Origin of the sequence: Mesorhizobium sp. LSHC412B00 (assembly GCF_000503035.1) — a bacterium.
Lineage (GTDB): Bacteria > Pseudomonadota > Alphaproteobacteria > Rhizobiales > Rhizobiaceae > Mesorhizobium.
Genome location: NZ_AYWB01000011.1, coordinates 41,841 through 67,789, shown reverse-complemented (window position 1 = coordinate 67,789; position 25,949 = coordinate 41,841). Strand labels below are relative to the sequence as shown.

Genomic DNA, 25,949 nt, shown 5'->3' with positions numbered 1-25,949 from the left:
CTTTCTGGTCCGGGTTGAAGCCGTTCTGTCGGGACGCAGTGTCTAAGGGCCATCCTGCCGCGGGTGAACCACACCATCTTCTGTAATGTCGTCGCGGGTCGAGAACCCCCGGCCAAGGCTGAACACCAGGACATAGAGCGGGATGTTGAGCGCCAGGGTGATAATCGGGAGATAGCTGGTCATCTGCCACAAGGGCGAAAAGAATGGTTGGCCATAGCCGTCGCAGATCAGCGATGACCCGTATTCCCACAGCGCGCCGGTAATGACCGCAATGGCAAAGAGCTTGATGCAGGTGGCGACATGCCTTGCGCGCGCCGGGTTCGGCAAAAGGCGGCTCCACAGCACCAGGCAGACGATGGGGATCGCATAGATCAGACTTTGCAAGGCCAGCATCTGCAGTGTGCCATTGGCCGCCTCAAGGAACTGGTCACGCCTTTCCAGCAGCGGACAGACCTCGCTCGAGGTCGTCGACAGCAGGAAAAAGACGAACGGCCCGAGGAACCAGAAGAAGAACAGCGACGGCCAGAAGACGACTGTGATCAGCGTCCGGGCTGCCAGGCTGGTCAACTGGACTTGTCCATGAAGTTCGGGAACCAGCCTTCGTGGGCGGCGGTCAATTCGCTGACCGGGATCGCCCTGGCATCGCCGAGCTTCAGTTCGTTTCCACCGGTCGAGCCGATCCATGGCGCAAAGATGCCGAGCTTGCTCTGTTCCTCGCGGATGGCGTCCCATTCCTTGCTCTGCGGATCGACGGACAGCGTCAGCAGGTAGCGGCCCTGGTCTTCGCCGAACCAGACCGGGATCGGGTCGGTGCCGGCGAGCCCCGGAATGGTGGCGCCGATGCCGGACGCCATCGCCATTTCGGCCAAGGCTATCGCCAAGCCGCCATCGGAAAGGTCATGCGCCGCGGTCACGACGCCCGACGCGATCAGCGCGCGCACATGGTCGCCGACGCGCTTTTCATGCGCGAGGTCGACGGATGGCGGCGGCCCGTCGGTGCGGCCATGGATGTCCCTGAAATAGGCGGACTGGCCGAGATGGCTGCCCCAGCTTGCGGGCGCGCCGACCAGCAGGATCATCTGGCCCTCGGCGGCAAAGCCGATACGGGTCATCTTCGACCAGTCGGCAATCAGCCCGACGCCGCCGATGGTCGGCGTCGGCAGGATGCCCTGGCCATTGGTTTCGTTGTAGAGCGAGACATTGCCCGACACGATCGGGAAGCCGAGCGCCCGGCAGGCATCGCCAATGCCTTTCACCGCGCCGACCAGCTGGCCCATGATCTCAGCCCGTTCCGGATTGCCGAAATTGAGGTTGTCCGTCGCCGCCAGCGGCAGCGCGCCGGTGGCGGTGAGGTTGCGCCAGCATTCGGCCACAGCCTGCTTGCCGCCTTCATACGGGTCGGCCTCGCAATAGCGCGGCGTCACGTCGGAGGAGAAGGCGAGCGCCTTGGTCGGATGGCCTTCGACGCGCACAACGCCGGCGTCGCCGCCCGGAAGCTGCAGCGAATTGCCCTGGATCAGCGTGTCGTACTGCTCCCACACCCACCGGCGCGACGACAGGTCCGGCCCGCCGAGCAGTTTCAACAGCGCATCGGCGACATCGGCCTTCGGCGCATCGCCGGCGGCAAGCGCCGCAGGCTTCTTCGGCTCGACCCAGGGGCGGTCATATTCCGGCGCCTTGTCGCCAAGGTCCTTGATCGGCAGGTTGGCGACCTCGTCACCCTGGTGAATGACGCGGAAGCGCAGATCGTCGGTGGTCTTGCCGACAATGGCGAAGTCGAGGCCCCATTTGTGGAAGATCGCCTCGGCTTCCTTTTCCTTCTCCGGGCGCAGCACCATCAGCATGCGCTCCTGGCTCTCCGACAGCATCATCTCATAGGCGCTCATGCGCTCTTCGCGCACCGGCACCTGGTCGAGGTGAAGCTCGATACCGAGGTCGCCCTTGGCGCCCATCTCGACCGCCGAACAGGTGAGGCCGGCCGCACCCATGTCCTGGATGGCGATGACGGCGCCGGACGCCATCAGTTCAAGGCAGGCTTCGAGCAGGCATTTTTCGGTGAAGGGATCGCCGACCTGCACGGTCGGGCGCTTCTCGTCGATCTTGTCGTCGAACTCGGCCGAGGCCATCGTGGCGCCGCCGACGCCGTCGCGCCCGGTCTTGGCGCCGAGATAGACGACCGGCAGGCCGACGCCCTTGGCTTCCGACAGGAAGATCGCATCGGTCTTGGCGAGGCCCGCGGCAAAGGCGTTGACCAGGATATTGCCGTTGTAGCGGGCGTCGAAATTGACCTCGCCACCGACCGTCGGCACGCCGAACGCATTGCCGTAGCCGCCAACGCCGGAAACCACACCGCTGACCAGGTGCCTGGTCTTGGGATGGTCGGGTGCGCCGAAGCGCAGCGCATTCATCGCCGCAATCGGCCGCGCGCCCATGGTGAAGACATCGCGCAATATGCCGCCGACGCCGGTCGCCGCACCCTGGTAGGGCTCGATGTAAGAGGGATGGTTGTGGCTCTCCATCTTGAAGACGACGCAGTCGCCATCGCCGATATCGACCACCCCGGCATTCTCGCCCGGACCCTGGATGACCTGAGGCCCGGTGGTCGGTAGCGTGCGCAGCCATTTCTTCGAGGATTTGTAGGAGCAGTGCTCATTCCACATCGCCGAGAAGATGCCGAGTTCGGTAAAGCTCGGTTCGCGCCCGACCAGGTCGAGGATGCGCTGGTATTCGTCGGGCTTCAGCCCATGCGCGGCGATGAGTTCCGGGGTGATCGGCACGGAATTAGAAATGGTCATGGGCGGCGATTGATGTCCATGGGAGAGGGGAATTTGAGTCCCCTCATATCGCAAGCTTTGGCGTGATACACCCCATTGGATGACGAAAAACGCCGGAAAACCACAGGGCGACGATGGTAGCGGGGAGCCGTTGGGGAACGCTATGGCATCCCGGCCGTTAGGCCTCAAACCAATCAGGAGATTTCGACATGGCCACCAAGCAAGGCAAGAAAGACAATCGCCTCTCCGACAAGGAGGCAATGCATATTGCCGAGACCACCGACGTTTCGCCCAAGCAGGCCAAGGACCTGGCCGAGAAGCACGGCAAGGACAAGGGCGCAAAGGAAGCCAAAAACTTCAAGGCAGAGGGCTGAACCTGAGATCGGTACACAGGCGCACGGTTTAGCGCCAACGATTCAGGACGAACTGTCGTAGCCGGCGCGGCCTTCCTCCAGCAGCCGCCGGATCACCGCGACGCCGCCGGTGATGTCCTCGCGCCGCCTTGGCTGCGAGACGCCGAAACGCACGCCGTGAAAAACCTGCTCGGAACGCCCCGCCTTGAACTCGTCCTCGTCGTCGAGGAGCACGCCATTTTCGAGGCATGCGCTCCTGAACGTGCCGGACAGCCAGGGATCGGGCAGCGTCAGCCAGACGAAGGGCACGCTGCCGTGTGACTTGAAGGCGAAACCCGCCAGTGTCTCGCGCACGATGGCGATGCGGGCGGCAATTTCGGCAATGCTGCGTTTGCGGATATCGCCAGCCTGCCCAGACAGCACCAGCCGCGCGTTCACCTCCGCCAGCAGGAACGGCATCCCGCCGGTCATCATCTTGTGGGCGACGCGGATGCGATGGCGATAGGCGGGCGGGCAGGAGAGCCAGCCGCCGCGAACACCTGCCGCGACCGATTTCGACAGACCGCCGGCGACAATGGTGCGCTCGGGTGCATATTCGGCGATGAGCGGCGTCGGATCTTCGGTCAGGCCGCCATAGAGATCGTCCTCGATGACGATGACATTGTACGCGCGCGCGACGCGAGCGATCGCCTCGCGGCGCGAAACCGACAGGATCGCCAGCGTCGGGTTCTGCACCGTCGGCATCAGGAAAATCATCTTCGGGTGCTTTTGCGCGCAGACGCGTTCGAAATCCTCGGGATCGAGACCTTCCTCGTCCGATGCGACAAGTGCAATGCGCCGCCCGATCAGCCCGGCGCTGCGGGCGATCTGCGAATAGGTGAGGTGCTCGAAGGCGACATAGTCGCCCGGCGTGGTCAGCGCCGCGATCGCCGCCATCACCGCGGCATGTGTGCCAAGCGTGGGAACGATGGTTTCAGCAGCCGGACGGAACGAATTGCGCGACAGCCAGCGGGCGCCGGCCTCGAACCAGCGCTCCGGAAAATCCCTGGTGTAGCTCGATATTTCGTGCGGGTGATCCTGCACCGTGCGCGAGAGCATGTCGGCGACAATGGCGCCCTGGCCGATGTCGGGCGCGGCAGTGCTGTCGAAACGCAGCTTGCCGGGCGGCGCATCGACATAGCGCGTGCCTTGCACGGCAGGCTCGGCGAATTCGGGTGACGCTTCCGATTGCTGCGCCAGCACATAGGTCCCGCGTCCGACTTCGCCGCTCACCAGGCCGCGCTCGCGCAGCAGCTGATAGGCTCGGCCGATCGTGCCGACCGTCGTGCCGATATCATAGGCGAGATCGCGCTGCGGCGGCAATTTTGCCCCGGCATCGATGACGCCCTTGTCGATGTCCGACTCGATGCTGTCGGCAAGGCGCTGGTAAAGCGGGCCGGAACCGATGGTGAGGTCAGGGAGCCAATTTGTCATGGTGACAATTCTGTATATTGCACCAGATCGTGTGTCAATGCATATCAGAACCGTACCAAGATGGGTACAATTTGCAAGGTTGGCAGAAAGACAATGGATACAATCGAGACAATCCGCTGCGCGGGCATTGAATTGGTCGGGCCGCGCCCGTCCAGCCGGCGAGGCTTTGTCGGCCGGATCGTGAATGTGGTCAGATCGCTGGCGCGATGGATCGACGTGCTGATCGAGCGCCGTCGCGGCCGCCTGGCTTTGCTCGAAATGACCGACGAGCAACTCAGGGACATCGGTGTGTCGCGTGACGACGCCCACCGCGAAGGCATCAGGCGATTCTGGGACTGACCCGGAGCCCGGTCAGCGGCGCGCGCCGGATGTTCTTATGCGTGAGACGCCCTTGTCGGCAAGCACAGCGAGGATGCACAGCACCAGGAAAACCCCGGTGACGGCCAGCGCCGCAAGCGCGACGTTGGTCGTGCCGTTTTTCGCAACGTCGAGGAACGGGTAGGGCACTTCGTCTGCGATTGGTGCGCGTACAAGCGCATAGGCGAGATAGGCGATCGGATAGGCCATCCACCAGGAAATGTCGCTCCATCTCGCTCTGCCGTCGGCACCTGCTATCAGCCACCACAGCACGAACAGAACCGGCGTCACATAGTGCAGCAGCACGTTGCAGAGCAGGAACAGCCCCTGCGGCTGCCAGAGCTGCGCCAGAACCGTCGCATAGACGATGAAGACAAGCGCGATGGACACGGCGACGCCGGCCCGCATCCGCGGTCCGGCAAAGGCGGGCAGCCAGGCGTAGCCCGAAGGCGACAGCAGCGAGACATGGACCAGCACCGCACCGATGTTGGTCAGGATGGTGAAGAAGCTGAACAGAAAGACGATGGAGCCGAGAAAACTGCGGCCGGCCTCCATCGATGCCGGGATGGTGATGCACGCTTGCAGGACAAGCCCGGCCAGACCTATGACCAATCCCGCAAACTGCAGGAAGCGGCCCATGGCGTCAGGCGGCCGCGTTGCAGGAGGGGTTGCCCGTTTGCCAGCGCGCAATGTCGGATCCGATGCGCGCGCCGAGCGGATCGTCCATCAGCGGACCGAACACGTCGACGCGGCTGGAATTGCCTTGCGCCTGGACGACCAGCAGCGGCTTGCCGCCATAATGCTTGGCCGGCACCAGCAGGAAGCGGGGCGTGCCGCTGAACGAATTCAGCTCATTGGCCATCTGATAGGATTTGAAGGCGGGATCCTTGCTGGCGATCCAGCATTTGTGGGCCGATATCGCCACCTGCTCCATGGCCAGCAGCGAAGCGCTCTTGCCCGTGGGGACCGGCGCGCTCTTCGGGCTGGACTGGCAGGACGCCAACGCCAAGCCGGCAGCAGCCAGGGGACCTAGGCGAACAATCGTCAGTCTCATGGTCAACCGCCCCCGCGTTTTTAAAGGAATTCGAAGAGATATCAGGCGGCGATGCCGAGTGCGCCTTCGAACAGCGCCCGGCCGTCACTGCCGCCATGCGCGGCCTCGATCAGGTTTTCCGGATGCGGCATCAGGCCGAGCACATTGCCCTTCTCGCTGACGATACCGGCAATGTCGTTCATCGAGCCATTAGGATTGGTGCCCTCGGCATAGCGAAACACCACCTGTCCTTCGCCTTCGAGACGGGCAAGCGTGTCGGTGTCGGCGAAATAATTGCCGTCATGATGCGCAACCGGCGTGCGGATGATTTGGCCCGGCTGATAGCGGCGGGTGAACATGGTGTTGGCGTTGGCGATCTGCAGCTTCACCTCACGGCAAACGAATTTCAGCGAAGCATTGCGCATCAGCGCGCCGGGCAGCAGGCCGGCCTCGACCAGAATCTGGAACCCGTTGCAGACGCCAATGACCATGACGCCCTTGGCGGCCTTTTCAGCGACTGCCCGCATCACCGGCATCCGCGCGGCAATCGCGCCGCAGCGCAGATAATCGCCGAAGGAGAAGCCGCCGGGAATGGCGATCAGGTCGACATCGGGGATTTCGGTGTCGGTCTGCCAGACGGTCGCCGGCGCCTGCCCGGAAATCTTGGTCAGCGCCGCAATCATGTCGCGGTCGCGGTTGAGGCCGGGGAGAAGAACGACAGCTGATTTCATATCAAGCGATCTCCACCGCGTAATTCTCGATCACCGTATTCGCCAGCAGCTTGTCGCACATGGCTTTCAGATCGGCTTCAGCCTTGGCCTTGTCGGTCTCTGAGAGCTCGAGGTCGAAGACCTTGCCCTGCCGCACCTGGCCGACGCCGCCGAACCCCAGTCCGGACAGAGCGTGCTCTATGGCTTTTCCCTGCGGGTCGAGCACGCCGTTCTTGAGGGTGACGGTGATGCGGGCCTTGATCATGCTGGACAGGTTCCTGTTCGAAGACTTAGCAATTCCAGGAAAAGTCTGAAGCGGTTTTTCGTCCGGAATCGCGTCAAGAAATGAAGACTTAGTGCGGCTTGCCTTTGAGGCCATCGGTCGAGGCGACGAGCACCGGGCCGGTCGGGCGCGGCGGCTCGTTCTCGTTCATGATGCCGAGGCGGCGGGCAACTTCCTGATAGGCTTCGACGAGGCCGCCCATATCGCGGCGGAAACGGTCCTTGTCGAGCTTGTCCTGCGTTGCCACGTCCCACAGCCGGCACGAATCCGGCGAGATCTCGTCGGCAACGACGATGCGCATCATGTCGCCCTCGAACAGGCGGCCGCATTCGATCTTGAAATCGACGAGTTGGATGCCGACACCCATGAACAGGCCGGAGAGGAAGTCGTTGACGCGGATGGCCAGCGCCATGACGTCGTCGATCTCCTGCGGGCTTGCCCAGCCGAAAGCGGTGATGTGCTCTTCCGACACCATCGGATCGTCGAGCGCATCGGCCTTATAATAGAATTCGATGATCGAGCGCGGCAGAACGGTGCCTTCCTCGATGCCGAGGCGCTTGGACAGCGAGCCGGCGGCGACATTGCGCACCACCACTTCGAGCGGAATAATCTCGACTTCCTTGATCAACTGCTCGCGCATGTTGAGCCGGCGGATGAAGTGGGTCGGAATGCCCATGCGGTTCAGATGGTTGAAGATGTACTCGGAAATGCGGTTGTTGAGCACACCCTTGCCGTCGATGACCTCATGTTTCTTCTTGTTGAATGCGGTCGCATCATCCTTGAAGAACTGGATAAGTGTGCCCGGTTCCGGTCCCTCATAGAGGATCTTGGCCTTGCCTTCATAAATGCGGCGGCGATTTTTCATCTGATTTTTCTCTGGATTTGCGGGCAGGCGGCAAGCGACCAGTTCCTGTCCGTCTGCCTAAATTGGTGCGGCGACGGGTGGGGTTCAATGCCGGGTCTATCCCAATCACAGCGTTTGCTCAATCGGCAAATCCTTTCGATCGACCGCTTTCAGGAATGAAATGCCGCAGCGCAGCAAGCGATGTAGCATATTGACCGGCCCGCGCCCTTTTGGTTTGTGCTGCGGCAGCACACATATCCATCACCAACGCGAATCGATTTCATCGGAGGGAAGCCATGAGCAGCATGAAAGACCGCGAAGAGGGTTTTGAGCGCAAATTCGCCTTCGACGAAGAACTTCGCTTCAAGGCTTCGGCACGCCGCAACAAGGCGCTTGGCCTGTGGGCAGCCGAAAAGCTGGGCAAGTCCGGCACTGACGCCGACGCCTATGCCAAGGAAGTTGTGGTTTCCGACATCGAGGAAGCTGGCGATCACGACGTATTCCGCAAGATCCGCAAGGATTTCGACGCCGCCGGCGTCGACCAGTCGGATCACCAGATCCGCCGCACCATGGACGAACTGATGGCGCAGGCGATCGAGCAGATCAAGAACACCTAGAGCGAGTAGCGCTGGACCAATCGACCGCCCGGTCCAGCCGGGCGGTTTTTCTTTGCCTTTTCAGCCTTTTCCGGCTGAAACTGTGCGTAGGCCTGTTACAAGGCTCTACCCAACGAGGAAAGCACCCATGTCCCTGAAGTCACGCCTGGCGGCGGATGAAACGCTGTTCACCGCCTGGTCCGGCGTTCCGGACGCTTTGACGGTCGAAATCATCGCCAAGCAGGGTTTTGACGCCGTCACGCTCGACATGCAGCATGGCGGACACCACGAAGACTCGGTCTTGCGCGGCCTGGTGCCGGTGCTGGCCGCCAACAAGCCGGCGCTGGTGCGCATTCCGGTCGGCCGCTTCGACATGGCCAGCCGCGCCCTCGATTTCGGTGCCGAGGCGGTGATTGCACCGATGGTGAATTCGGTGGCCGATGCAAAACTCTTTGCCGCGGCGATGAAATATCCGCCGATGGGCGAGCGCTCCTGGGGCCCGACCTATGCTTTTCCGCGCCATGGCAAAGGCGACCACGCCGAATGGCTGCGCGACACCAATCAACGCACCATGGCCTTTGCCATGGTCGAAACGCGCGCCGCACTCGATGCGCTGGACGGCATCCTCGACACGCCGGGCATTGACGGCATCTTCCTCGGCCCATCGGATTTCTCCATCGCCTGGTCGAATGGCGCCACCGTCAATTCGACGCTGGAAAGCATGATGGAAACCGTCGCCTCCATCGCCGAGCGGACGCGCAAGGCGGGCAAGCATGCGGCGATCTACGTCGTTGAGCCGGCGATTGCCGGCCGCGTCGTGGCGATGGGCTACCGGCTGCTGGCGATGGGCTCGGACCATGCGCTGATTTCGCTCGGCGCAAAGATACTCATCAAAAGCATGAACGATTCGATCAAGGGCTGAGGCGTGGTGCCTTGCCCGGTCAGGCCTTGAGGTCGGTCAGGAACTTGGCGAAGGTCATCGACCCTTCCGGCCACGGGCCGAAGCCGGCATCCTCATTGAGGTGACCGGTTTCGCCGGCATCGATGAACAGCGAACCCCAGGCGCCGGCAATGTCCTCGGCAACCTCGAAGGCGCAGAACGGATCGTTGCGGCTGGCGATGACGATGGACGGGAAGGGCAGCGGTTCGCGCGCATAGGGACCAAAGGTCATCAGGTGACGCGGCCTTATCTCCGGGTTGGCGACGTCGGGCGGCGCGACAAAAAACGCGCCGGCGACCGGCTTCCTGAACTGCGGAATGGCCTGCACCGCGGCCGCCACGCCCAGGGAATGGGCAACGATCACCACCGGCCGCTCGGCCTCGTTGACAGCGTTCGCCACGCTCGCCGTCCAGTCCTCGCGCACCGGCTTCGACCACTCCGCCTGTTCGACCCGACGCGCTGTCGACAGTTTCGACTGCCAGCGTGTCTGCCAGTGTTCAGGGCCGGAATTGGTGTAGCCCGGCACGATCAGAATATCTGCGTCTTTGACTTTCATGGCGCTGAGATAGCGAGCGGCCGTGTCTCGTGCAACCCGCGCTGACGCATGCGGTGCATCACAATTGTGAACAACCTGTTCGATTCTTTCCATCTTGTGTGAACGATCAGGATCGACGATTTGAGGCAGGAAGAGATGGACGACAGAATAGACTGGTGGCGCGGCCTGGGATAATGCGCTGAACGGAGAGTTTTATGAGCGAACTGCCTTTTGCCGCGACGACCCCCGTCAGCGTGTCACGCGTGGGCCTGAAGGCGCGCGACGCCGAAGGACTTGCCGATTACTACCGGGCTGTTGTCGGCCTGCAGGAATTGAGCCGCGCCGATGGCGCCATCACGCTGGGCGCTGCCGAGCGCCCGCTGCTGGTGATCGAGCCTGATGCAGCGGCCAAGCCCGACGATCCGCGCAGCGCCGGCCTGTTCCACACCGCTTTCCTGCTGCCCAGCCGCGCCGATCTCGGCCGCTGGATAAACCACGCCGCCGCCAACAAGATCCGCATCGAGGGCGCCTCCGACCATCTGGTCAGCGAGGCTCTCTACCTGACCGACCCCGAAGGCAACGGCATTGAAATCTATAGGGACCGTCTGCCGCAGGAGTGGAAGTGGAACGGCGACAAGATCGCCATGGCGACCGAGCGGCTGAACCTGGCTGCCGTGGTTGGCAGCGTGCCGGCCGGTGACGCCGGCTGGCAGGGCGCGCCGCAAAACAGCATTGTCGGCCATGTCCATCTGCGCGTCGGCCGGCCGGAAGATGCCGAGGCCTGGTGGCACGACGAATTTGGCTTCGACACGGTCGCTAAGTATGGAGGGCAGGCGGTGTTCCTGTCGTCGGGAGGCTACCACCATCATATCGGTGGCAATTCGTGGCACAGCGCCGGCGCCGGGCGCCGCGATCCGTCCCGCTCAGGGCTGGCCTGGGTCGAGATGCGCTCGGACAGGACAACCGCTGAAACCACGCGGGAAGATCCGTGGGGCACGGTGATCCGCACCGTGCCGGGCGCCGCCGGCTGAGCGCCCGCTCGGTTCTTACAAGGAATTGGCGGCGTAGCCCGTCAGCAGCCCATGCGCCCAGCTGTCGAAGCCGGTGGCTGTCGCGCGGGTGGACGCCTCGGTCCAGTCATAATTGACCACGTGATGGCTGAAAAACCATTGTCCGTCCTTGCGCGTAGCGAGGGCGTAGCGGGCATGCGGACTGCCGGTCACGGTCAGGCCGGGGAATGCCTGGACGCCGACGCTGCCCGGATTGAGGATTGTCCGGTTGTCCGACAAACGCACAACGCGCGGCGTATGTGTATGGCCGCACAAGGTCAGCCCGGCGCCGGCGCTGCCGAGCTTGTGCCTGATCTGCTTTTCATTGGAGGGGTGGAAGTGGCTGCCTCCGTCTTCCTCAAGCAGGAACACGTTGTCGTCACTCGGGCTGCCATGGCACAGCAGGATGTCCGGGGCAGGCGACAGGGTGACCGGCAAGGCCGAGAGCCAGGTCAGGGATGTCTCAGAGAGGCGTTGGTGGGTGAAAGCATCGACGTCTTCCAACCCGGAAGCAGGCGGCTCGATCAGCACACGGTCGTGATTGCCGCGCACGGTCGGCCAGTTCTGCGCCATCAGATATTGCGCGGTTTCTTCAGGCCATAGCGGCCCGGAAAGACAATCGCCCAGATTGACGATGATGTCGGGAGAAGCGTCTTTGATCTGCGCATGAACCGCCTCAAGCGCGCGCAGATTCCCATGGATGTCGGAAAGGACGGCCAGCCGCATCGAAAAACCTATCCGAAAACCCGCTTGAAGATCGTGTCGACATGCTTGGTGTGATAGCCCAGGTCGAATTTCTCGCGGATCTCGGCTTCGGGCAGCGCTGCGGTGACTTCCTTGTCACCCAACAATTCTTCAAGAAAATCAGCGCCTTGTTCCCATACCTTCATGGCGTTGCGCTGCACCAGGCGGTAGGCGTCCTCGCGGCTGACGCCGGCTTGCGTCAGCGCCAAAAGCACGCGCTGCGAATGCACAAGGCCACGGAACTTGTTCATGTTCTTCAGCATGTTGTCGGGATAGACCAGCAATTTGTCGATGACGCCGGTCAACCGCGACAGCGCGAAATCGAGTGTTACCGTGGCGTCCGGGCCGATCATGCGCTCGACCGAGGAATGCGAAATGTCGCGCTCGTGCCAGAGCGCCACATTCTCCATTGCCGGCAAGGCCATGGACCGCACCATGCGGGCAAGGCCGGTGAGGTTTTCAGTCAGCACCGGGTTGCGCTTGTGCGGCATTGCCGACGAGCCCTTCTGGCCCGGCGAAAAATACTCTTCCGCTTCCAGCACCTCAGTGCGCTGCAGATGGCGGATCTCGGTCGCCAGCCGCTCGACCGACGAGGCGATGACCCCGAGCGTGGCAAAGAACATGGCGTGGCGGTCGCGCGGGATGACCTGCGTCGACACCGGTTCCGGCTTCAGCCCAAGCTTTTTCGCCACATGCTCTTCGACATAAGGGTCGATGTTGGCGAAGGTGCCGATCGCGCCCGAGATAGCGCAGGTGGCAATATCCTCTCGCGCGTGCACCAGCCGCTCGCGGCAGCGTGAGAACTCGGCATAGGCCTGCGCCAGCTTGACGCCGAAGGTGGTCGGCTCGGCGTGGATGCCGTGGCTGCGGCCGATGGTGACGGTGTCCTTGTGCTCGAAGGCCCGGCGCTTCAGCGCGGCGAGCAGGCCGTCGAGGTCGGCCAGCAGGATATCGCTGGCGCGGCCGAGCTGCACCGCAAGGCAGGTGTCGAGTACATCTGACGAGGTCATGCCCTGGTGGATGAAACGCGCATCCGGCCCGACGAATTCGGCGAGATGGGTGAGGAAGGCGATGACGTCGTGCTTGGTGACGGCCTCGATCTCGTCGATCTTGCCGACGTCGAATTTTGCCGCATTGCCCTTTTCCCAGATGGTCTTGGCGGCTTCCCTGGGGATGACGCCGAGCTCAGCCAGCGCATCACAGGCATGGGCCTCGATTTCGAACCAGATGCGGAAGCGGGTTTCCGGCGACCAGATGGCGACCATTTCCGGCCGGGAATAGCGAGGGATCATCCGTCAGTCCTGATGTGTCCGTGGTTAAGTGCGCGTCCTAACAGAGGCGGACCGAATGCTCAACGCTGCTGGCGCGCAAACCACACGCTGGCGGCGGCAAGCGCGATGAATCCGAGCGGAAAATAGAGCCTGATACCCAGCACCACGAATTGGTAGAGCGCCGTCAGCGAGGTGAAGACCAGTTCGAACGCCCACCGGGCGGTGAAGGCCTCCGCGTGCCATTCGGCATAGTAGGAGCGGTATTGCAGCGCAAACAACCCGCCGGTGAAGGCGAGCGTCGTGGCAAGCAGGCAGACGAAGGCGGCGGCGAACGCCACTTCCCAGTGCCGGTCGAGCGAGACCAGCCGCGCCGCGAACAACCCGACGGGAAAGGCCAATGCCGCGCCGGTCGCAAACAGCAGGGCGACGAAGCGGATCTTTTCCGGGGTCTCCCAATTGTCGAGCCAAAGACCGGTCAGCGCGCTGGCGCCCATGGCCATCGCCCACAGCAAGGCGCCGACAAGCGCCGCGCCCGTCGATGGTATGGCGCGGCTGACGCGATTTCCGGCGCGCTTGCGCCAGCTGGATTGATCGAGCGCTGTCACAGGCGTCCGGTCACGGCGATCCAGCGAAAATCCGGCGCCCTTCGAAGCCGTATTGGCGCACCGCGATCAGCACCGCATAGGCGCTGATGCTGTCCATCGAGAACGTCTGCACCGCGCCGATCCTGTAGCCGTTCGGGCAGCCACGGCTTTTCGGGATCGATTTATCCTCATGCAGCAGATGGGTCCGGCCGCCATCCCTGGCCTCGATCCGCAGCAGGCGAAAACCGTTGACCTCGCCCTGGCTCTGGCAGCTTTCGGTGTCATTCATGCCGATCTCGTCCAGCCGGAATTCCAGCGGCGGGTCGACCGGCGAAAAGATCGGCCGTGGGTTCACCACCATGCGGAACGGGTCGGCCGACAATTCGGTCACCGGGTTGAAGCCGGCGGTGATGCCGCGGTTGGCGGTAAGCTCGGCCTGGGCAATGATTGCTTCGCCTTTTTGCTTGGCTTGCTGACGGGCCGTCTCGAGCGAGGCGGTCTCATCCTCCAGCCGGACCCGGATTGGCGTGCCCTTCAGGAACGTGTCGTCGGCGGTGTTGATGTAGTAGCGATTGGCATAGGGAAAGCCCGAACCGTCTGCCACACCATATTCCTCGAAGGCGAAGACGCTGCCATCCTTGCTGAAGCCGAGGATTTCAAGCTCGGCGACATCGCCCGCTCGGGCGGCCATGGCGGATGCCAGATGGACCAGCAGGCAAACGCCAATCAGGACGAGATTTCGCATCGGGGTTCCGCTCCGCCTGCCCTGGTTCGATCGTTCCCTATCACGAGACAGTCAAAACATCGTGCTATTCAAAAGGCGATGCATCCAATTTCGCCTCTGTTTGTTATCGTCGATCGTTTTCAAAAGGAGAACACCCCATGAATGAGGCCAGCAAGATTCGCGAGCATATGGAAGTGATCGGCGCCGACGGCGTTCACATCGGCACCGTCGACCGGGTCGATGGCGAGCGGATCAAGTTGACCAAGGCCGACAGCGGCGAGGGCGCCCATCAGGGGCATCACCACTACATTCCCTTGAGCCTGCTTGCCGAGGTCGAGGGCCAGAAAGTCTGGCTGTCGGCAAATTCGGATGTCGCGGTCAGCTTCGAGGAAGAAGAGTCCGACCCGACCTGATTGAAAGTCAGCGCGACGACCACACCGCAAACAGATCGCCTTCGGCCGGCGTCGCGGCATGGATGCCGCGGCTGATGGCGCGCGCCATGGTGGCGCCGGCGGCGGCAAAGAAATCGACGGCATCGTCGGCGCTGAGTTCTATGCCGCTCTTGCCCGTCGCCAGCGCGAACACCAGATCGCCGTCAGCCGGCGTGTGCACGGGCCAGATGGCGCGCACGAAGCCGTCATGCGCTGAAATGGCCAGCCGCTTGGCTGCCGCCTTGGTCAGCACGGCGTCGGTGGCGATGACGGCGATGGTGGTGTTGCCTCCGGCCTCGGCTTGTCCACCGACACGCTTGTTGCGGTATTTCAACAGGATCCGCCTGGCGTCGTCCGGCATCGGCGAGGGATAGCCGAGGCCTCCGAATTCATCGCCGATCTCGAATGGCGCCGCCCAGAAATAGCGTGTACGCGCAATCGTCACCGAGCCGGTCGGGTTGGCGGCGGCCAGTGCGCCGATGGTGACGCCGCTGTCGAGCACGGTCGAGGCCGAGCCGAGGCCGCCCTTCAGCCCGGAGCTTAGCGCGCCGGTGCCGGCGCCGATTGTGCCGAGCGGAAAGTCGACTGTTGCCGCCTGGGCGGCTTCGTAGCCGAGGTCGCGGTAGGGAGGATAACGGCCCCAATCCTTGTCGCCGCCATTGCGCAGGTCGAACAGGATCGCCGCCGGCACGATCGGCACGCGAAAGCCGCCAACATCGACGCCAATGCCTTTTTCGCGCAGCGCTGCCTGAACGCCGGAGGCGGCGTCGAGGCCGAAGGCCGAGCCGCCCGACAGCACGACGGCATGAACCGCCTCGATGGAATTGTGCGGTTCGAGCAGGTCGGTCTCGCGCGTGCCCGGCGCGCCGCCGAGGATCTGCACGCCACCGACCGCCGGTTCGTCGCACAATACGGTGGTGACGCCCGATTTCAGCCTGGCGTCCGACGCGTTGCCGACGCGCAGGCCGGCGACATCGGTGATCAGATTGCGCGGCCCGGTGCGAAACATCAGTTCGTCTCCGCCGGCACGAAACGCGTCCCGTCGAAGCGGAAGGCGCGATAGAGGTTTTGGCTCAGATCGCCTTTGTCGTCGAACCGCAGCGGGCCGATCGCGGTGGTGAAATCGTTCCCGGTTAGCGCGTCGGCCAGCCCCTTGCCCGAGGTCTCGGGCGCGGCCGAGGCCGCCTTGGCAATCTCCACCGCCGCATAGGCCGGCAAGGCATAGCCATCCGGCGCGATGTTTTTGGCCGTAAACGCCGCCAGCACCTTGGGATCGGCGACATCGGCCCATTCCGGCGGCGCGATCATCAGCGTGCCGACGGCGTAAGGCACATCGCCGGGTGGCGTGCGCAAATTCTCGCCGCCGGCAAAGACAATGCCGGCCTCGAGCTGGCCGGCGTCGCGGCCCATAATGGCGATGTCGTCGCCGTCGCCACCGGCAAAGACATGCGTGGCGCCCGCCTTCTTCAGCCGCCCGATCAGCCCGATCTGGTTGTCGAGCTGCGGCCGGAACGTGTCTGTGAAGACCGGCTTCAGCGCTGCCTGCTCCGCTGCGGCGCGCAGCGTCTCGGCGATTTCGCGGCCATAGATGGTGCCGTCATCGACGATGGCGAACAATTCGCTCTGCCACAGCCGGGTCAGGATGGCGGCCACCGCATTGCGCTCGTCATCGCCGCGCGGCCCCAGCCGATAGACCGGCCAGCCGGTTTTGGCGCGGCGATCGGTCAGGCTTTCGGTGCGCACGCCAACGGTGATGACCGGTATGTCAGCGTCCTTGAGGATCGGCAGCGCCGCATGGATCGCCTCGGTGCAGAGGAAGCCGACGACGACCTTGACCTTCGCCGCCGCGAACTCCCTCGCGGCGGCGGCGCCGCCATCGGCTGTGCAGGCATCGTCGACCGTCCTGATCTCGGCGCCGTTGGCTTCTGCTGCCAGGGCAGCACCCGCCTCAATCTGCTTGCCCAGGATCGCCGACGGACCGGACAGGGGTGCGGCGACGCCGACAAGCAAAGTCTGCGCGCCGGCGCTTGCCGGCAGCAGCCAGAGCAGTGCCGCTATTACAGCTGTTGGGGGTCGCATTCTGACGACGAATTCCTCCGTGCCGGTCGCATGCTTCCAGCGTCTCTTCCGCCAAGACCTAAAGGCTGCCCGCCCCAGGCGCAACACGGGAATTTGCGGATTGGCGTCAACCACTTCGCTTGTGGCCTATTGTGTGCCGCCATATATAACGCTTGGATTCCCGCTTATGGAAAATCATCGGTGTTGAAGTTGAACGACATAGGGCCTCAGGCCTATCGCGACGCGATGGCGCATTTTGCCGGCCACGTCCATGTGGTTACCACCGACGGGCCCGCCGGCAAACGCGGCACGACGGTGATTGCCGCCTGTTCGGTGTCGGACACGCCGCCGACGGTTCTCGTCTGTCTCAACCGCGAGAATGCCAAGAACGAGCTGTTCGTGCAAAACGGCCGGTTTGCGCTGAACACGCTGGCTTCGCACCAGCAGCCCCTATCGGTGGCGTTTTCAGGCCTGACCGGGCTGTCGGCCGATGAGCGTTTCGCGCTTGGCGAGTGGGATGTCATATCGACGGGCGCGCCTACCCTGAAGGGCGCTCTTGCGGTTTTCGACTGCGAATTGATCGACACCAAGGATCTCGCCACCCATCGTGTGCTTTTTGGCAAGGTGACAGGCCTGCGCATGGGCGATAATTTGCGGCCGCTGATCTACCACGCCCGCGACTACCACGTGCTGCAGAGCGGAGCAGAGGCGGCAACGGAGAAAGAATGACCGAGCTGAAACCGCGCCCCGAGCCGCGGACGATCGACGAAACGCTCGATCTCCTGACCAGCGCGGACTACGTCGCGGACCGCTCGCTGGCAACGGTGCTGTTCCTGTCCCTGCGCATGCAGCGGCCGCTGTTCCTTGAAGGGGAGGCCGGCGTCGGCAAGACCGAGATCGCCAAGGTGCTGGCGCAGGCACTCGGCCGCCGGCTGATCCGCCTGCAATGCTATGAAGGGCTCGACGTCTCGTCCGCTGTCTATGAGTGGAATTACGCCGCGCAGATGATAGAGATCCGCATGGAGGAGGCGGCAGGCTCGGTCGACCGCTCCGACATGGAGCGCAATGTCTTTTCCGAAAAATACCTGATCCGCCGCCCGGTGCTCGATGCGCTGACCGGCATGGCGGGTGCGGCCCCGGTGTTCCTGATCGATGAGCTCGACCGCACCGACGAGGCTTTCGAAGCATTCCTGCTCGAAATCCTGTCCGACTTCCAGGTGACGGTGCCTGAGCTCGGCACCATCAAGGCGGAGGAGCCGCCGATCGTCATCATCACCACCAACCGCACCCGCGAAATCCACGACGCGCTGAAGCGGCGCTGCCTCTATCACTGGGTCGACTATCCCAATGCCGAGCGCGAGCTGGAGATCGTGCGCCGCAAGGTGCCGCAGGCCAACAGCCGACTTTCCGCGGAAGTGGTGTCGTTCATCCAGAAGCTGCGCCGGGTCGAGCTGTTCAAGGCGCCGGGTGTCGCCGAAACCATCGACTGGGCCGGCGCGCTGACCGAACTCGACAAGGTGGCGCTCGATCCCGAAACCGTCTCCGACACGATCGGCGTTTTGTTGAAATACCAGGACGACATTGCCCGCATCGGCGCGGGCGAGGGCCGGCGCATCCTCGATGAGGTCAAGGCCGAACTGGCGGCTGCGGAGTAGGGCAGTGAAGGCGCCGGGTGCTTACCCCAAAGAGACCGACCCCAGAGAGGCGACGGAAGACGGGCGCATCGCCGACAACATCGTCTATTTCGCCCGCACCTTGCGCAAATCCGGCATGCGGGTCGGGCCGGCTTCGGTCAAGGATGGGATCGAGGCGGTGCTGGCAGCCGGCATCGGTTCGCGCGACGATTTCTACTGGACGCTGCATGCCGTGCTGGTGTCGCGGCACGAGGATCACCCTGTTTTCGACGAAGCCTTCCGGCTGTTCTGGAAATCGCGCGAGCTGATCGAGAAACTTCTGGCGATGTTCTCGCCTGTGGCGCCCGACACCAGGGAGAAGCAAAAGCCGCGCGCGGCAGAAAATCGCGTCAGCCAGGCCATGTTCGAAGGCCACGAGAAGAATCGGCCGGTCAGGGAAATCCCGGAGATCGAAGTCGACGCCCGGCTAACCTTCTCCGGGAATGAAGTGCTGCGCGGCAAGGACTTTGCCCAGATGAATGCCGACGAGATGGCAGACGCCAAGAAGGCGATTGCCCGGCTGCGGCTGCCGTTCGACATGGTCCGTACCCGACGCTTCAAGGCAGACCTGCATGGCCGCCGTATCGATCCACGCGCCATGATGCGCTCGGCCGCGCGCACCGGCGGCGAACTGATNCAGACCTGCATGGCCGCCGTATCGATCCACGCGCCATGATGCGCTCGGCCGCGCGCACCGGCGGCGAACTGATCCTGCCGAAATTCCGCTCAGCCCGCGAAGTGCATCCGCCGCTGGTGGTTCTCGCCGATATCTCCGGTTCGATGAGCCAGTACACGCGCATCTTCCTGCACTTTCTGCATGCGCTGACCGAAAAACGGCGGCGCGTGCACACCTTCGTCTTCGGCACGCGACTGACCAATCTCACGCGGCAGATGCGCCATCGCGACCCCGATGCCGCCCTTGCCGACTGCTCGGCGGCGGTGAAGGACTGGTCGGGCGGCACCCGCATCGGCGATACGCTGGCGGAGTTCAACAAGCACTGGTCACGCCGCGTGCTCGGGCAGGGCGCGGTGGTGCTTTTGATCACCGACGGTTTGGAGCGCGACGATGTTTCCGGCCTGTCGGAGGAGATGGATCGCCTGCACAAATCCTGCCGGCGGCTGATCTGGCTCAACCCGTTGCTGCGCTTTGACGGTTTCGAGGCCCGCGCCCGCGGCGTCAAGGCGATGCTGCCTCATGTCGACGAGTTCCGCTCGGTACACAATCTCGATGCGCTGGCCGACCTCTGCGCCTCGCTGGACAAGAAATCCGCCGCTTCGGTCGATCCGCGTCGCTGGCAGGACGCTGGTGTCAGGCGCGCCGCATAGCCATATTGGATTCCGAAAACAGGCTCCCAGAGAAAACAGACTTTGAGGCAAGCGATCATGGACAACAGCATCTATCTCGATGAGGCCCGCGACCCCTTGATCATCGCGGAAGGCTGGATGAAGGACGGCAAGGATGTCGCCATCGCCACTGTGGTCGAGACCTGGGGTTCGGCGCCGAGGCCGGTCGGTAGCCATCTGATCATCGACGCCGAAGGCAATTTCCACGGCTCGGTCTCGGGCGGTTGCGTCGAGGGCGCGGTGGTGAGCGAGGCGATCGACGTCATCGACTCGGGGAAAGCCAAGATGCTGGAATTCGGCGTTGCCGACGAAACCGCCTGGCAGGTCGGCCTATCCTGCGGCGGCCGCATCAAGGTCTATGTGGAGCGGCTCGGTTAGGCATGGATCCCTACGCTCTCAAAGCCCTCAATGCCGAACGCCGTGCCCGCCGTGCGGCGATCCTGGTGACCGATCTCGGCGACGGCCGCGACCGCATCGTGCGAGAAGGCGACCAGGTTGCCGGCGATCTCGGCCAAGCGATCGCCAAGGCTTTCCGCACCGGCAATTCGGGTTCGGTCGAGGCTGAAGGGCGCACCTTCTTCCTCAACGCGCATTTGCCGCAGCCGCGCCTGGTGGTAGTCGGCGCCGTCCATATCAGTCAGGCGCTGGCGCCGATGGCCAGGATCGCCGGCTATCCCCTGGAGATCGTCGATCCGCGCACCGCCTTCGCCACCCCGGACCGTTTTCCCGATGTAGCACTCCATGCCGAATGGCCGGAGGATGTGCTGAAACGCCAGCCGCTCGACAGCTATACGGCGCTGGCCGCCGTCACCCATGATCCGAAGATCGACGATTTCGCACTGAAGGCCGCGCTCGACGCCAACTGTTTCTATGTCGGCGCACTCGGCAGCCGCAAAACACACGCCAGGCGCGTCGAGCGCCTGCTGGCGCTCGGCGCCAGCGCCGACCAGATCGCCCGCATCCACGCACCGATCGGTATCGACATTGGCGCGGCGAGCCCGGCCGAGATCGCCGTCGCCATCCTGGCGCAGACGATCCACGCCTTTCGCTCGCGCGGTCTCGAAGCCAAAGGCGCGGCGGCGTGAAGTTCGGGCCGATCCCGATCGATCAGGCGCAAGGCGCGGTGCTGGCGCATGCCACGACGGCGGGCGAGCGGCGTTTCCGCAAGGCGCACAGGCTGAGCACGCAGGACGTGGCGGTGCTGAAGGCGGCCGGCATTACCGAGATCGTCGTGGCGGTGCTTGCCGCCGATGACCTCAGCGAGGATGCGGCGGCCGAAAAGATTGCTGCCAGCATGGCCCACCGCAACATCGAGGCAAAACCGGCCGCGACCGGCCGCGTCAACCTCCATGCCAAGGCCGCCGGTCTCTTCACCGTCGATGCCGCCATGATCGACGCCATCAATGCGGTCGACCCGACCATCACCATCGCCACGCTGGCGCAGCACGCACCTGTCGAGACGGGGCAAATGGTGGCGACGGTCAAGATCATCCCGTTCGCTGTTGCCACGGCTCTGGTCGACAAGGTGACGAAGATCTGCGCCGGCGGCGAGATCTTCGCCGTCAACGCCTACCATCCGGTGCGCATCGGCGTCATTCAGACGATGCTGCCCGGCATTAAGGCCAGCGTGCTCGACAAGACGCTGCGCGTCACCGAGGCCCGGCTGGCACGCTCCGGCGGCCGGCTGACGACGGAGCGCCGCACGCCGCACGAGATCGCGCCTGTAGCCGAGGCAGCGGCCGCGCTGGCGCGCGACAACGACATGGTGGTGATCTTCGGCGCCTCGGCGATGAGCGATTTCAACGATGTCGTTCCGGCGGCGATCGAGGCAGCAGGTGGCACGGTGATCCGCGCGGGCATGCCCGTCGATCCCGGCAATCTGCTGGTGCTGGGCACGCTCGACGGCAAGCGCGTCATCGGCGCGCCCGGTTGCGCCCGCAGCCCCAAGGAGAACGGTTTCGATTGGGTGCTCGACAGGCTGATCGCCGGCCTCGACGTCACCGCCAAGGACATCGCCGGCATGGGCGTTGGCGGCCTCTTGATGGAAATCCCGACCCGGCCGCAGCCGCGCGAGCCGCTGCCGGCGAGAGCCGGGCTGAAGGTCGAGATCGTGCTTCTGGCCGCCGGTCGCTCCAGCCGCATGGGCGGGCCGAACAAGCTTCTGGCGCTGTTCGACGGCAAACCGCTGGTGCGCCGGACAGTCGAGCGCGCACTGGCCTCGAAGGCAACCAGCACCGTTGTCGTCACCGGCCACCAGCGTGAGCGGGTGCACCAAGCCTTGACCGGCCTCGACGTGATCTTCGCCGACAATCCGGATTTTGCCGACGGCCTGTCCTCGTCTCTAAAAGCCGGCATTGCCCGCGTTGGAGCCGAGGCGGCCGGCGCCATGATCGTACTCGGCGACATGCCGGGTATCTCATCGGCCGATCTCGACCGGTTGATCGAGGCCTTCCGTAGGGACGGCGGCCGCTCAGTGGTGCGTGCCGCCCATGACGGCCGCCGCGGCAATCCGGTGCTGCTGCCACGCGCGCTGTTTGGAGGCATCGCTCACCTCGAGGGCGACACCGGCGCCCGCCATCTGGTCGAGGCCGAGGGACTGGATGTCATCGACGTCGAGATCGGCGACGGCGCGTCGATCGATGTCGACACCCGCGAGGCGCTGGAAGACGCCGGCGGCGTGCTGCAGGATTGACAAAGCGAAGCCGAAAAACGCATGCCTTTAACATGGCTCTCTCTTTACTTGCCTCAGCGCTTCTACCCCCCTCTGGCCTGCCGGCCATCTCTCCCTCAAGGGGGGAGATCAGCAGCCTCGATGGCGGCGTCTATCCTGCAGCTTTGAAGATTGGCGGAAGGCGGCGTGATATCCAATCTCCCCCCTTGAGGGGGAGATGGCCGGCAGGCCAGAGGGGGGCGGCCGCGCTCCATAGCCTTCTGATTTCGCTCTTTTTCCTGTTCTCTGCCGCCCACGCCGACGCGCTCGAGCTAAAACCCTACAAGGACGATCTCTTCGCCTATCCGGCGACGCTCTCGTCCACGGACAAAGGCGCCTACACGATCATCGACTACCAGGAGCTGCGCGACATCAACGCCCGCGACCAGGTGCCGGAGCGCCGGGTGCAGGCTAAGTATGTCGATGTCGGCGTGCGCAAGGTGCAGCAGGACCTGCTGCTGAAAACCGATGCCGGCGATGTCAGGCATGTCGCTGTCGGCAAGACCGAGGGCGCCGGCATCATCGTGCTTTACCTGCACGGGCAGGGCGGCAGCCGCAAGCAGGGCGTCGACGACTTCACCTTCGGCGGCAACTTCAACCGAATCAAGAACCTGATGGCCGGCAATGGCGGCCTCTATCTCTCACCCGATTTCACCGATTTCGGCGACAAGGGCGCGGCCCAGGTCGCGGCGCTGATCGGCCATTATGCCGAGGCCTCGCCGGACGCGAAAATCTTCGTCGCCTGTGGCTCGATGGGCGGCGCGCTGTGCTGGAAGCTGGCCGGCCGCAACGATACGGGACGGCGCATCAACGGGCTGCTGCTGCTCGGCTCGCTATGGGATGACAGTTTCCTGTCGAGCCCGGCTTACAGGCGTCACGTGCCGGTGTTCTTCGGCCAGGGCAGCAAGGACCCGGTCTTTCCCGTGGAGAAGCAGGAAGCCTTCTTCCGTTCCATCATTGCGAGTTCCAAAGCCTATCCCTATCCGACCCGGTTCGTCCGGTTCGAGACCGGCACCCACGGCACGCCGATCCGCATGGTGGACTGGCGCCAAACGCTGAACTGGATGCTGTCGAAGGCGCCTTGAGGCATATCGCCCAGAGGTGCCCGTTGGTTTTGGTGATCGTGGTTCGGCCGATATCCTCTTACTGGTGTAGGCTGATATGATCCAACAGATCGGAAGCACAGCGATGGACGCTCACCCCTTCAAGATCCAAATTCCGAACGAACAACTTGAAGATCTCCAGCGCCGGCTTAGCGCAACACGATGGCCAATTCCGCTAAGCGAAGCGGGCTGGAGCGATGGGGCCGAGCTGCCGTTCATCAAACGCCTTGCGGATTACTGGCGAGACCGCTTCGACTGGAGAGTGCAAGAGGAGCGGCTGAACCGGCTGCCGCAATATCTGACGAGGCTGAACAACCTAGATGTCCACTTTGTCCACCAGCCAGGCAACGGACCGGCGCCGCTGCCGCTGATCATAACGCATGGCTGGCCCGGCTCGTTCATCGAAATGGAACACGTCATTCCATTGCTGGCAGACCCAGCTGCCCATGGTGGTGACCCGGCCGACGCTTTCCACGTGGTAGTTCCCTCCTTGCCCGGATACGGCTTTTCCCAGGCGCCGACGGAACCAGGCTTCCATTCCGGCCGCATCGCGGAGTTATGGGTACAGTTGATGCGCGGGCTCGGCTACGACCGCTTCGCTTCCCAAGGAGGCGACATCGGCGCGGGCGTTTCCGCCTGGATGGCACGGCTCCATTCCGAAAGCGTGCTTGGCGTCCACGTCAATTACATTCCCGGGAGCTATCGGCCACCCTTGGGTGCAGGTCTGCCACCTGTCACCGTTGAGGAGCAGGCCTTTCTGGAAAAGGCCGCGGCCTGGACGGCAACGGAGGGCGCCTATGCCCATCTGCAGGGCACGAAGCCTCAGACGCTTGCTTATGCTCTGACAGACTCGCCGATCGGTCTCGCAGCCTGGATGATCGAGAAGTTCCGTAGCTGGAGCGATTGCGACGGTGACGTGGAGCGCACCTTCGGCATGGACACGCTCCTTACGGATGTTTCTCTCTATTGGTTCAGCAACGCGCTCACCTCGTCCTTGCGGCTCTACAAGGAGAATCGACTGTTCCCTCTTGCGTTCGAGACGCTGGAACGCGTTTCGCCGCCATTTGGGGTAGCGCTTTTCCCTCGCGAGTTGCCGATGCCGCCTCGATCCTGGGTGGCGCGGGTCTTTGACGTTCAGCGATGGACATCGATGCCGCGAGGGGGCCATTTCGCTGCGCTGGAGGAACCGAGTCTTCTGGTCGAGGACATTCGCGCCTTCTTCCGGCCGATGCGTTCCCGGCCTGAAACGAGAAGGCGAATGTGAAGGACTGCTTGAGCGCGGCGGTTCCTGATAAGATCCCTACGGCGCGGTGTTGTAGTCGACCACCGTCTGCGGGTTCTCCTCGCCATCGTAAGACGCGTCCACATCATATTGGACGAGGGAAAAATCGCCGTTACGGAACAGGTATATCCCCTTGTCCGAGGCGTCGCCGATGCCGCGCCATTTGTTGAACGTGGTCAGCGTCTTGGCGTCTTCGTCATATTCGGAATTGGCCGCCCAGCCGGATGTGCGGAAGCCGATGATATCCATGCCCAGCAGTTTGCCGTCGCTGTCATTGTTCTCGTAACGGATATCCATTTCGGGCTCGGTGAACTGCAACTGCCGCACGCCCGATACTTCGTCGGTCATGTAGTAGACCGAACTTGCGTTATAGGCTGCCGCTTGGCAGTAGAACTCGAAAAGCCGCGTTTCCTTGTCGGGATCGCTGGCAGCCGCGTCCTTTGCCTTGTATTTGATCGAAAAGATGTTCGGCTCCTCGCCGAGAAATTGCTTGTCACACTGATCGCCATAATCAGCGGCGAACAGTTTCTTCACGTGCTCGAGTGCGGTGTCCTTCTTCGGCGGCGGCGGCCCGTCACCACAGCTTGGCGGCAGCGCCCCCTCGAAATCGGCCTTGGATGGCTTCAGCGCGCCCTTGTCGATAAAGATCGGTCGGAACGGCGGGGCCTGGATCTGAGCGCTGACCTGGCGCAGCGTGTAGCAGCCGGCGAAGACTGCTTCCTTGCCGTCCTTGTCGGTGGCGCGGATGGCCACCGGGACGCTGTAATAGATGCTGCCGGCGGCACCTTCATCGGAAATGGCGCCGGTTTCAACGTCGACCTTGTCGGTGCCGTCATAGCCCTTGACGAAAGTGTCGAAATCCTTTGCCGGCTTGGTATCGCCGTAGTAAGCCCAGGCGCGGGCGAATTCGTGCCGGTTGATGGCACTGTAGAGCGAACGGACCACCGCTGCGGCATCCGACCTGTCGTCGACATAAGGTGCCTGGTCATCGGTCGCCGGGTCATCATCGGCCAACAAAGCTTGGCTGGATACAGCAAGGGAGAAAAAAGCGGTCGCTGCCAGAAAGACAAGTCTCATC

General features: G+C 63.5%; 28 protein-coding genes and 2 pseudogenes. 14 read left to right on the top strand and 16 right to left on the bottom strand.

Annotated elements, in window-relative coordinates:
• Positions 1-42: 42 nt before the first annotated feature.
• The gene (locus tag X757_RS144835; protein ID WP_023726922.1) at positions 43-567 is read right to left on the bottom strand and encodes a hypothetical protein; all 525 of its coding nucleotides are present in this window, start codon (positions 565-567) and stop codon (positions 43-45) included.
• Positions 564-2,795: a phosphoribosylformylglycinamidine synthase subunit PurL gene (gene purL / locus X757_RS144840; RefSeq protein ID WP_023726921.1), complete on the bottom strand. Its 2,232-nt coding sequence runs from the start codon at positions 2,793-2,795 to the stop codon at positions 564-566. Before purL ends, X757_RS144835 begins: the two co-directional genes overlap by 4 nt.
• Positions 2,796-2,983: 188 nt before the next feature.
• Here purL and X757_RS1000000168585 point away from each other — a divergent pair, with 188 nt between their 5' ends.
• Positions 2,984-3,148: a hypothetical protein gene (locus X757_RS1000000168585; RefSeq protein ID WP_023669098.1), complete on the top strand. Its 165-nt coding sequence runs from the start codon at positions 2,984-2,986 to the stop codon at positions 3,146-3,148.
• A gap of 42 nt (positions 3,149-3,190) precedes the next feature.
• Here X757_RS1000000168585 and X757_RS144845 read toward each other — a convergent pair whose 3' ends face one another.
• Positions 3,191-4,600: a PLP-dependent aminotransferase family protein gene (locus tag X757_RS144845; RefSeq protein ID WP_023690194.1), complete on the bottom strand. Its 1,410-nt coding sequence runs from the start codon at positions 4,598-4,600 to the stop codon at positions 3,191-3,193.
• 93 nt (positions 4,601-4,693) lie between these two features.
• Between X757_RS144845 and X757_RS144850 the strand changes: the two genes are divergently transcribed.
• Positions 4,694-4,939, top strand: a complete 246-nt coding sequence (locus X757_RS144850; protein ID WP_023690193.1) for a DUF1127 domain-containing protein — start codon at positions 4,694-4,696, stop codon at positions 4,937-4,939.
• Between the two features lie 12 nt (positions 4,940-4,951).
• Here the strand turns inward: X757_RS144850 and X757_RS144855 are convergent, their stop codons facing one another.
• The 5 genes from X757_RS144855 to purC form a co-directional block, all read right to left on the bottom strand.
• Positions 4,952-5,596 (bottom strand): Pr6Pr family membrane protein, encoded by a 645-nt coding sequence (locus X757_RS144855; RefSeq protein WP_023690192.1) that lies wholly within the window; start codon positions 5,594-5,596, stop codon positions 4,952-4,954.
• Positions 5,597-5,600: 4 nt separating this feature from the next.
• Positions 5,601-6,011 (bottom strand): hypothetical protein, encoded by a 411-nt coding sequence (locus tag X757_RS144860; RefSeq protein WP_023669094.1) that lies wholly within the window; start codon positions 6,009-6,011, stop codon positions 5,601-5,603.
• A gap of 41 nt (positions 6,012-6,052) precedes the next feature.
• Positions 6,053-6,721 carry a phosphoribosylformylglycinamidine synthase subunit PurQ gene (gene purQ / locus X757_RS144865; protein ID WP_023690190.1) on the bottom strand — a complete coding sequence of 223 codons (669 nt, stop codon included), beginning with the start codon at positions 6,719-6,721 and terminating at the stop codon, positions 6,053-6,055.
• Position 6,722: 1 nt separating this feature from the next.
• Positions 6,723-6,965 (bottom strand): phosphoribosylformylglycinamidine synthase subunit PurS, encoded by a 243-nt coding sequence (purS, locus tag X757_RS144870; protein ID WP_023669092.1) that lies wholly within the window; start codon positions 6,963-6,965, stop codon positions 6,723-6,725.
• 88 nt (positions 6,966-7,053) lie between these two features.
• Entirely contained in the window at positions 7,054-7,848 is a 795-nt protein-coding gene (gene purC / locus X757_RS144875) for a phosphoribosylaminoimidazolesuccinocarboxamide synthase (RefSeq protein ID WP_013532127.1), read from the bottom strand.
• A gap of 275 nt (positions 7,849-8,123) precedes the next feature.
• Between purC and X757_RS144880 the strand changes: the two genes are divergently transcribed.
• Positions 8,124-8,444 carry a DUF1476 domain-containing protein gene (locus X757_RS144880; RefSeq protein WP_023669091.1) on the top strand — a complete coding sequence of 107 codons (321 nt, stop codon included), beginning with the start codon at positions 8,124-8,126 and terminating at the stop codon, positions 8,442-8,444.
• A gap of 127 nt (positions 8,445-8,571) precedes the next feature.
• Positions 8,572-9,345: an HpcH/HpaI aldolase/citrate lyase family protein gene (locus X757_RS144885; RefSeq protein ID WP_023669090.1), complete on the top strand. Its 774-nt coding sequence runs from the start codon at positions 8,572-8,574 to the stop codon at positions 9,343-9,345.
• A gap of 19 nt (positions 9,346-9,364) precedes the next feature.
• Here X757_RS144885 and X757_RS144890 read toward each other — a convergent pair whose 3' ends face one another.
• Positions 9,365-9,919: an alpha/beta hydrolase gene (locus X757_RS144890; RefSeq protein WP_023669089.1), complete on the bottom strand. Its 555-nt coding sequence runs from the start codon at positions 9,917-9,919 to the stop codon at positions 9,365-9,367.
• A gap of 194 nt (positions 9,920-10,113) precedes the next feature.
• On the opposite strand from X757_RS144890, the gene X757_RS144895 reads away from it, so the two are divergent.
• Positions 10,114-10,929, top strand: a complete 816-nt coding sequence (locus X757_RS144895) for a VOC family protein (protein ID WP_023726920.1) — start codon at positions 10,114-10,116, stop codon at positions 10,927-10,929.
• Positions 10,930-10,944: 15 nt separating this feature from the next.
• On the opposite strand, the gene X757_RS144900 is transcribed toward X757_RS144895, so the two are convergent.
• From X757_RS144900 to X757_RS01000000165035, 4 genes and pseudogenes are all read right to left on the bottom strand, one after another.
• Complete coding sequence (locus tag X757_RS144900; protein WP_023726919.1) at positions 10,945-11,673, bottom strand: metallophosphoesterase; 729 nt, start codon at positions 11,671-11,673, stop codon at positions 10,945-10,947.
• 8 nt (positions 11,674-11,681) lie between these two features.
• The gene (purB, locus tag X757_RS144905) at positions 11,682-12,983 is read right to left on the bottom strand and encodes an adenylosuccinate lyase (protein WP_023726918.1); all 1,302 of its coding nucleotides are present in this window, start codon (positions 12,981-12,983) and stop codon (positions 11,682-11,684) included.
• Positions 12,984-13,042: 59 nt separating this feature from the next.
• On the bottom strand, positions 13,043-13,507 hold the full coding sequence (locus tag X757_RS144910) for a hypothetical protein (protein ID WP_023726917.1): 465 nt from the start codon (positions 13,505-13,507) through the stop codon (positions 13,043-13,045).
• 56 nt (positions 13,508-13,563) lie between these two features.
• Positions 13,564-14,291, bottom strand: a pseudogene (locus tag X757_RS01000000165035) (DUF2259 domain-containing protein).
• 137 nt (positions 14,292-14,428) lie between these two features.
• Between X757_RS01000000165035 and X757_RS144915 the strand changes: the two are divergent.
• Positions 14,429-14,683: a DUF2171 domain-containing protein gene (locus X757_RS144915; RefSeq protein WP_023711484.1), complete on the top strand. Its 255-nt coding sequence runs from the start codon at positions 14,429-14,431 to the stop codon at positions 14,681-14,683.
• A gap of 7 nt (positions 14,684-14,690) precedes the next feature.
• Here X757_RS144915 and X757_RS144920 read toward each other — a convergent pair whose 3' ends face one another.
• Both X757_RS144920 and X757_RS144925 read right to left on the bottom strand, forming a co-directional pair.
• The gene (locus tag X757_RS144920) at positions 14,691-15,710 is read right to left on the bottom strand and encodes a P1 family peptidase (RefSeq protein ID WP_023726916.1); all 1,020 of its coding nucleotides are present in this window, start codon (positions 15,708-15,710) and stop codon (positions 14,691-14,693) included.
• Entirely contained in the window at positions 15,710-16,780 is a 1,071-nt protein-coding gene (locus tag X757_RS144925; RefSeq protein WP_023690180.1) for a branched-chain amino acid ABC transporter substrate-binding protein, read from the bottom strand. The genes X757_RS144920 and X757_RS144925 overlap by 1 nt, the downstream gene beginning before the upstream one ends.
• Before the next feature lie 180 nt (positions 16,781-16,960).
• Between X757_RS144925 and X757_RS144930 the strand changes: the two genes are divergently transcribed.
• The 8 genes and pseudogenes from X757_RS144930 to X757_RS144960 all read left to right on the top strand — a co-directional run bounded on the left by X757_RS144930 (position 16,961) and on the right by X757_RS144960 (position 24,853).
• Positions 16,961-17,488, top strand: coding sequence for a flavin reductase (locus X757_RS144930; RefSeq protein WP_023690179.1), 528 nt, complete (start codon positions 16,961-16,963; stop codon positions 17,486-17,488).
• The gene (locus X757_RS144935) at positions 17,485-18,414 is read left to right on the top strand and encodes a MoxR family ATPase (RefSeq protein ID WP_023690178.1); all 930 of its coding nucleotides are present in this window, start codon (positions 17,485-17,487) and stop codon (positions 18,412-18,414) included. The genes X757_RS144930 and X757_RS144935 overlap by 4 nt, the downstream gene beginning before the upstream one ends.
• A 4-nt stretch (positions 18,415-18,418) precedes the next feature.
• Positions 18,419-19,758, top strand: a pseudogene (locus X757_RS01000000165030) (VWA domain-containing protein).
• 57 nt (positions 19,759-19,815) lie between these two features.
• Positions 19,816-20,154, top strand: a complete 339-nt coding sequence (locus tag X757_RS144940; protein ID WP_023690176.1) for an XdhC family protein — start codon at positions 19,816-19,818, stop codon at positions 20,152-20,154.
• Between the two features lie 2 nt (positions 20,155-20,156).
• Positions 20,157-20,861 (top strand): XdhC family protein, encoded by a 705-nt coding sequence (locus X757_RS144945; protein WP_023669076.1) that lies wholly within the window; start codon positions 20,157-20,159, stop codon positions 20,859-20,861.
• Positions 20,858-22,468: an NTP transferase domain-containing protein gene (locus X757_RS144950; RefSeq protein ID WP_023726915.1), complete on the top strand. Its 1,611-nt coding sequence runs from the start codon at positions 20,858-20,860 to the stop codon at positions 22,466-22,468. Before X757_RS144945 ends, X757_RS144950 begins: the two co-directional genes overlap by 4 nt.
• A 185-nt stretch (positions 22,469-22,653) precedes the next feature.
• Positions 22,654-23,571, top strand: a complete 918-nt coding sequence (locus tag X757_RS144955) for an alpha/beta hydrolase (protein WP_245275085.1) — start codon at positions 22,654-22,656, stop codon at positions 23,569-23,571.
• Positions 23,572-23,647: 76 nt separating this feature from the next.
• Complete coding sequence (locus tag X757_RS144960) at positions 23,648-24,853, top strand: epoxide hydrolase family protein (RefSeq protein ID WP_245263863.1); 1,206 nt, start codon at positions 23,648-23,650, stop codon at positions 24,851-24,853.
• A 36-nt stretch (positions 24,854-24,889) separates the two neighbouring features.
• Here X757_RS144960 and X757_RS144965 read toward each other — a convergent pair whose 3' ends face one another.
• Positions 24,890-25,948: a DUF1176 domain-containing protein gene (locus X757_RS144965; protein WP_023726913.1), complete on the bottom strand. Its 1,059-nt coding sequence runs from the start codon at positions 25,946-25,948 to the stop codon at positions 24,890-24,892.
• Position 25,949: the final 1 nt, after the last annotated feature.